Raw genomic sequence first — 6,563 nt, 5'->3', positions numbered from 1 at the left:
ATGCGTTCAAGAGTTTTTGAATATATAGCTACAGATAATTCCTGCTTGGTGGAGATGGATGAAGAGCCTCCAAAGAGGCCAGATCCCAAAGCAATAGCCACAGCCATTGCAGTCAGCAGGGCCCTGAAGTGCGATATTCTGGATCATATAACATACATGAGGAAGATAGTGATAGATGGATCGAATACCACGGGTTTTCAAAGGACAGCCATAATAGGGATAAATGGTCATGTCGATACAAGCAGGGGGTCAGTCAGGATTTCTACGGTCTGTCTGGAGGAGGATGCTGCCAGGAAAATTGAGGAAAACGGAGGTAAGGTGGTGTATTCGCTTGACAGGCTTGGTATACCGTTGATTGAAATATCAACAGAGCCCGATATAATAGATGAGGAGCATGCGGTCGAAGTGGCGCGCACCATCGGATACATGGTCATCTCAACTGGAAATGCGCGGAGAACGGTCGACGCCGTCAGGCAGGATGTCAATTTTTCAATGGGATATGGCAGGGTTGAAATCAAGGGAGTTTCGAAGCTTGCTCAGATCAAGGACGTTATAGAATATGAAAAAGAGAGGCAGGAGAATCTACGAGTTGCCGTAGATATAATAAAATCAAGAGGCGGAATTGACAGATCAAGTTTCAGGCTTGTGGATGTATCGGATCGCTTCAAAAACACGAAATCCAAGATCATCAGAAGCGGGCTGGAGAAGGGCAGAATTTATGGATCGCTTCTGAGAAATATGGCCGGAACCCTTAAAAACGGTAAATTGAGGATGGGAAAGGAGATAGCGGATCTAGTGAAATCCTATGGTATCAAGGGTGTGATACACTCCGATGAACTGCCAGGATACGGTCTGAGCGAGGAGGAGATAGAGGACATATACTCTTTCTTCGGCAAGAGGGAGGAGGATGCAGTGATTTTGATAGCCATGGATCCATCGCGTGTAAACGTCATAGAATCAGCAGTGTTCAATAGGATTGAAAAGATCCTGAGCATGGATCTGTCGGAAACTAGGGGGCCATCCAGCGAAGGCACCGTATTTCTAAGGCCTATGCCTGGAAAAGATCGGATGTATCCAGAGACCGATGTACCATTGATTTCAGTTGACGATGATCTGATGGCCCTTGCCGATTCCATAAAATCCAGAACGTACAATGAAGTTGTGCAGGATCTCGTGGTGAAATACGCAATATCGCGGCAGAACGCTGAATATATAGCGTCCGAAATGCTTGTATATACCTTTGAAAAAATGGCAGATCTTGTGGACGCTAGAGAGGCCGCAAGATTGATCACGCAGATCATACCTGACCTTGAAAGGAAGTACAAGAGGGCGCTGGATCAGGACGTAATCTTGGATCTGTGCAGGAGATCAAGTGAACTGCATTTTGACAGATATCAGCTGGAAAAGGCCTTCGAAATAGCTTATGAGACCGGGGATGTTGAGTCAGCATTACGTGATCCGAGGATACAAGAACTCACGAAGGAAGATCTGAGAAACATGATCGAAGAAATTTTAAGAGATCGCGGCGACGTGAGTCAGGGTTCAGTGATTGCACTGATTAAGGATCGTACTGAGAGAGTATTCGATCCCAGAGTAGCGATCGAATGCTTCCTTGAAATAAAAAATAAAAAATGATTAATTTAATATATATTTTATCTAAAAATATTAATAAAATGTATGAATGCGTTATATAAAGGTTAGTTTTTCATCTAATTTGATCATATTTATGAATGATTGGATCAGAAAGATTCATTCAATTACGTTATAGGTTATGATTTGACGATTATCTTAAAAAAATACACGAATTCAAATTATCACATTATCGGTCAGGATTTACAAAAGAAATCTTATATAATGTCAAACGATACTCTCAATATGTTAGATGGGTATATCCCTCTGCTCATAATCATCGTCGTTATACCTCTGGCATTGATATTCGGCTTTAAAATTCTGCCCGCCCTTGGTGCCAACAGGTATGGAGACAACACGATTAAGCTAGATCCAGAAACCATATTGAAAAAGGCAGCATATGAGGATGCTCCACCTGGCGTTGACCAGAAATATCTTGAACCCTATGAAAGCGGAGAGGTGGCAAGGGAGATATGGGGAAAACCATCAATAAATCAGTATTATGTCGTTGTTCTTCTCTTCATTGTTTTTGATATTGATATGCTCCTTCTATTTCCATGGGCTGTGGATTTCAAACAGCTTGGCCTTATAAAGTTTATCGAAACTCTGATATTTCTGGCCATGCCGCTATTCGGAGTTTATTATGCCTTTAAACACGGTTACATGAGGTGGTTGAAATAAAGACTGGAGAGGTTGGCGTGGTCACTACCACGCTTGATCAGGCACTTGAATGGGCCAGAAGCAACTCGCTGTGGCCACTCACCTTCGGATTGGCCTGCTGCGCCATAGAGATGATGGCGATACAGGCTTCAGATATGGATATATCTAGGTTCGGCAGTGAGATCTTCAGAAATTCTCCCAGACAATCGGATCTTATGATCGTTTCCGGTACTGTTACGAAGAAGATGGCGCCGAGGGTTAGAAGGATATACGATGAGATGCCGTACCCTAAATACGTGATTGCACAGGGCGTTTGCGTAATACAGGGCGGCCCATATAATCAGGGTTATTCTGTTGTTCTCGGCGTGGATCGCGTTGTTCCGGTTGATGTTTATATACCTGGATGCCCGCCCACGCCGGAAGCGCTAACCAATGGAATTATCCTGTTGCAGAAGAAGATAAGGGGGGAGGCTGATAGATAATGGTGGACATTCTAGCGGAGGAAAAGACGAAAGATGGCAGAAAGGTGATCAGGGTAGCAAAGGAAAACCTTATCGAACTCATGAAGGAACTCAAGTCGCAGGGATACAACCTTTCGCTTACCACCGCGGTGGACTACATCGATCGCATTGAGGTTGTATACCATGTCTATAATATGCAGAAGAACGAATACATCATAGTGAAGACTGAAACCAGAGATAACCATGTTCCAAGTCTCACTTCCCTCTGGAATGCAGCCAACTGGGATGAGAGGGAAGAATACGATCTGGTTGGCGTGATATTTGACGGTCATCCTAACCTGAAGAGGCTCTTCCTGCCAGAGGGTTGGGTCGGTCATCCTCTGAGGAAGAACTACGACCTGAGCAAAGCTCAGTATGTTAATATGGATGAAGAGGGCAATGACTACGTTACATTTGATCCGGAGGGTGGTTGGTGATGGCTGAGTGGACTGAGGTTAACTTTGGCCCTCAGCACCCTTCAATGCACGGCGTGCTCAGATTGAGGGTTAAGCTCGATGGAGAGATAGTGAAAGAAGTGGAGCCAATCATAGGCTATCTTCACAGAAATGCCGAAAAGATAGGGGAACTTCAGTTTTATTGCGATAATATGATATATTTCGACAGGATGGATTATGTCGCAGCGATGAACATGGAGGTAGGCTACCTTGAAGCAGCCGAAAAGCTTTTGGATATAGAGGTTCCCGAGAGAGCTCAGTGGATCCGTGTCATGATGGCAGAGCTCAACAGGATCGCCAGCCATCTGGTGTGGCTGGGCGCTTTTGGTCTTGATCTTGGAATGCTCACTCCCTTCTTCTACTGCTTCAAGGAAAGAGAAAAGATCCTTAAGATATTTACTGAAGTTTCAGGATCGAGGCAGCAGCTCAATTATATGAGCATAGGCGGTGTATACCAGGATGTAACTGATGAAGCGCTTGATCACATAAGGACCTTTATAAAGGAATTTCCAAAGGAGTTGAATAAGATAGAGAGTCTTTTCGTGAAAAACGATGTTTTCATATCTAGGACTAAGGGCATAGGCGTGTTGAGCAAGGAGATGGCAATCGATTATGGTGTAACAGGGCCAATGCTCAGGGCCTCCGGAGTGGAATATGATGTAAGGAAGGCTCAGCCATATCTTGTATACGATAAGGTAAATTTCGATATCCCAGTATCATTCAAGGGAGACAACCTTGCAAGATTCCTTGTCAGGGTTGAGGAAATGAGACAGTCTATCAAGATAATCGATCAGACAGTCCAGAAGCTTCCTGCGGGTCCATACTTCAATCAGAAAGCCAAAAAGCCGCTCATGATAAGGCTCCGTGGTCAGGGAGAGGTGTATGCCAGGACAGAATCTCCTAAGGGTGAATTTGGAGTATATCTGATAGGTGATGGCTCTCTCAGGCCATATCGTGTGAGGGTAAGAAGCCCCACATTCAAAAATCTCTCAGTTTTGCCGGCTTTGGCAAAGGATCAGATGATAGCTGATCTAATTTCCATAGGTGGCTCAATCGATCTTGTTTTTGGTGAGGTGGACAGATGAATATACTTACAAGATTGCAGCTCTTTTTCCAGATAACTGGTCATTACGCATCCTACTTTCTTGCCTATATATTCGAGACCATATTCTTCCTAATATTTGTGGTCATAGCTCTCATAGCTATGATATACATCTTCAGGAAATACATGGCTAGGCTTCAGCTCAGGATTGGCCCTAACAGAGTAGGTAAATTTGGTCTGTTGCAGCTTATAGCCGACGCCCTGAAGCTGGTCGGCAAGGAGTCGATCATACCAAAGCTCAGGGATGATTTTGCCTACAAGGCAGCTCCGTATATTGTGTTTATTGGCCTTGTAGTCGGTTTCGTTCTCATACCATATGGCAGCTTCTACTGGATAGGTTCTCTGACGATAACTCATTCCAACGTATCGCTGATTCTATTCTTTGGAGCCATCGCCATGATGCCCATAGGTGAGGTATTGGCTGGAATAAGCTCCCACAACAAATATGCTGTAATAGGCGCCTTCAGGGGCATTGCGAAGGATGTCTCTTTCGAGGTACCCATGATGATAAGCGCGGTTGCGCTCGTCATGATGGATTCTGCCCTCAGCAGAACACCGTTAAATTTTGAGACCCTTGTCTCAACACAGTTCATTCCCTTCGGGATACTGCAGCCGCTGGGCCTCTTCGTGTTTATGGTAGCTATGATAGCCAGATCTTCCTATACGCCATTTGATCTGGCGGAAAGCGATAGCGAAATCGTGTCAGGTTATTCAACTGAATACTCTGGAATGAGATTTGGATTATTTTACATGGGTATGTTCGGTAGCATATTCCTGGGTTCGCTTGTTGTCTCTCTCCTCTATCTAGGCGGCTTCAACGGTCCATACTCATCGTACGCAGGTTTTGTGTACCTGCTCATAAAAGGCCTCATTCTGGTACTCATATCGTTCCTGATATGGCTTTCAATGCCCAGGATAAGGGTAGATAGATTCATCAATTTCGGCTGGAAGATACTTCTGCCCATATCTATTATCAATCTTATCTGGGCAGGATTTTTGACTTTGGGGGTGATCTCATGATAGAGGTAAAGGAACCAAAGAGAATACCGCTGATAGGTTCACTTCAGGGTATGTATACGGTGTTCAAGCATCTCTTCAAGAAGCCTATAACGGTGCAGTATCCTGAGGAAAAGGCCTACACGCCGGCTAGATTCAAGTTCAGGATTTTCTTGAGCATGGATGACTGTGTCGGATGCACACTATGTGAACAGGTATGCCCAAATCTATCAATAAGAATGATAGTGGTGGAGAGAAACAACCCGCACAATAAGAGAAATCTGTACCCTCAGGTGAACTTCGGAACCTGTACTGTATGCCGCAATTGTGAGGAGATCTGCCCAACTGAGGCCATATACCTCACCCATGAGCTGGAAACTGCAAGAACGAGGAACAATTTCTTCTACAGCCCAGAGGAACTGCAGAAGACTGAGAGCGAGGTGAAGAAATGATATATACACTTATATTCTCGCTGATAGCCATATTATTAATCGCCTTCTCGGTTATGTCAGTACGAGAGAGGAATTTAATACATTCCGTCATCTACCTTTTCCTATTTCTGGTTATCCTTTCTGCTGAATTTTTATTCATGGGTGCTTCATTCATAGCTGCTGTGGAAGTGCTGGTGTATATTGGTGCTGTTGTAACTATACTCGCATTCACTGTGATGTTGACCGGAGGTAAGGAAATTGAATAAGTATCTTGCTCTTGTATCTGTTATTCTCTTCTTCATTGCGGTGATAGTGCCTGTATTGATGATGTCAGGCGCGTTTATCCCGGTTTCACAGAATATAACATTCTATGGCTACGATCTGTTTAACCAATATGTTGTACCATTTGAGCTGATATCTGTCGTTATAGTTGGCGCCATACTGGGTATAATATACGTTGCAAGGGGTGATGAATGATGTTTGTTTCAGCCATAAGCTTTGTTGCAATACTGCTCTTCGCTATCGGTCTCTATGGCGTTATCACATCAAGAGTTGGAATCAAGATGCTGATCTCGATCGAGATAATGATAAATTCGGCCATTCTCAATCTTATAGGTATAGGATCTTATTTCTATGCCGGCTCTGGAACGATATCCCCATACGTCTTTGCTCTTTTTGCGATCGCCATAGGTGTGATTGAGTCTGCTGTAGGTCTCGGGCTTCTGATAGCAGTGTATCACAGATTCGGAAAGATAGATATATCACTGCTCAGGGAGATAAGGTGGTAAAT

Annotated in this window: 10 protein-coding genes; all 10 read left to right on the top strand. The window is 44.1% G+C overall.

The features are described 5' to 3' along the window. Positions 1 to 1,635 (top strand): Glu-tRNA(Gln) amidotransferase subunit GatE (gene gatE / locus Q0C15_RS02470; RefSeq protein ID WP_297215685.1); only part of this gene is annotated, 1,635 nt, incomplete at its 5' end. A 240-nt stretch (positions 1,636 to 1,875) separates the two neighbouring features. Next, positions 1,876 to 2,310, top strand: coding sequence for an NADH-quinone oxidoreductase subunit A (gene ndhC / locus Q0C15_RS02465; RefSeq protein ID WP_237265325.1), 435 nt, complete (start codon positions 1,876 to 1,878; stop codon positions 2,308 to 2,310). Next, positions 2,298 to 2,771: an NADH-quinone oxidoreductase subunit B gene (locus tag Q0C15_RS02460; RefSeq protein WP_110641750.1), complete on the top strand. Its 474-nt coding sequence runs from the start codon at positions 2,298 to 2,300 to the stop codon at positions 2,769 to 2,771. The genes ndhC and Q0C15_RS02460 overlap by 13 nt, the downstream gene beginning before the upstream one ends. Then, on the top strand, positions 2,771 to 3,226 hold the full coding sequence (locus Q0C15_RS02455) for an NADH-quinone oxidoreductase subunit C (RefSeq protein WP_110641748.1): 456 nt from the start codon (positions 2,771 to 2,773) through the stop codon (positions 3,224 to 3,226). Before Q0C15_RS02460 ends, Q0C15_RS02455 begins: the two co-directional genes overlap by 1 nt. Further along, positions 3,226 to 4,329: an NADH-quinone oxidoreductase subunit D gene (locus Q0C15_RS02450; RefSeq protein WP_297215679.1), complete on the top strand. Its 1,104-nt coding sequence runs from the start codon at positions 3,226 to 3,228 to the stop codon at positions 4,327 to 4,329. The genes Q0C15_RS02455 and Q0C15_RS02450 overlap by 1 nt, the downstream gene beginning before the upstream one ends. Further along, positions 4,326 to 5,366: an NADH-quinone oxidoreductase subunit NuoH gene (nuoH, locus tag Q0C15_RS02445; RefSeq protein ID WP_110641744.1), complete on the top strand. Its 1,041-nt coding sequence runs from the start codon at positions 4,326 to 4,328 to the stop codon at positions 5,364 to 5,366. The genes Q0C15_RS02450 and nuoH overlap by 4 nt, the downstream gene beginning before the upstream one ends. Beyond that, the gene (gene nuoI / locus Q0C15_RS02440; RefSeq protein WP_297215675.1) at positions 5,363 to 5,794 is read left to right on the top strand and encodes an NADH-quinone oxidoreductase subunit NuoI; all 432 of its coding nucleotides are present in this window, start codon (positions 5,363 to 5,365) and stop codon (positions 5,792 to 5,794) included. The genes nuoH and nuoI overlap by 4 nt, the downstream gene beginning before the upstream one ends. After that, a complete protein-coding gene (locus tag Q0C15_RS02435; RefSeq protein ID WP_110641740.1) occupies positions 5,791 to 6,039 on the top strand; it encodes an NADH-quinone oxidoreductase subunit J in 249 nt (82 codons plus the stop codon). Before nuoI ends, Q0C15_RS02435 begins: the two co-directional genes overlap by 4 nt. Then, a complete protein-coding gene (locus tag Q0C15_RS02430; protein ID WP_297215670.1) occupies positions 6,032 to 6,250 on the top strand; it encodes a hypothetical protein in 219 nt (72 codons plus the stop codon). The genes Q0C15_RS02435 and Q0C15_RS02430 overlap by 8 nt, the downstream gene beginning before the upstream one ends. Further along, the gene (gene nuoK / locus Q0C15_RS02425; protein WP_297215665.1) at positions 6,247 to 6,561 is read left to right on the top strand and encodes an NADH-quinone oxidoreductase subunit NuoK; all 315 of its coding nucleotides are present in this window, start codon (positions 6,247 to 6,249) and stop codon (positions 6,559 to 6,561) included. Before Q0C15_RS02430 ends, nuoK begins: the two co-directional genes overlap by 4 nt. The last annotated feature ends 2 nt before the right edge of the window (positions 6,562 to 6,563 follow it).

The sequence above is a fragment of the Thermoplasma sp. genome (assembly GCF_023256435.1).
Classification (GTDB): domain Archaea; phylum Thermoplasmatota; class Thermoplasmata; order Thermoplasmatales; family Thermoplasmataceae; genus Thermoplasma.
The sequence above is the reverse complement of the archived record's forward strand: the minus strand, read 5'-3'. Positions and strand labels throughout refer to the sequence as shown.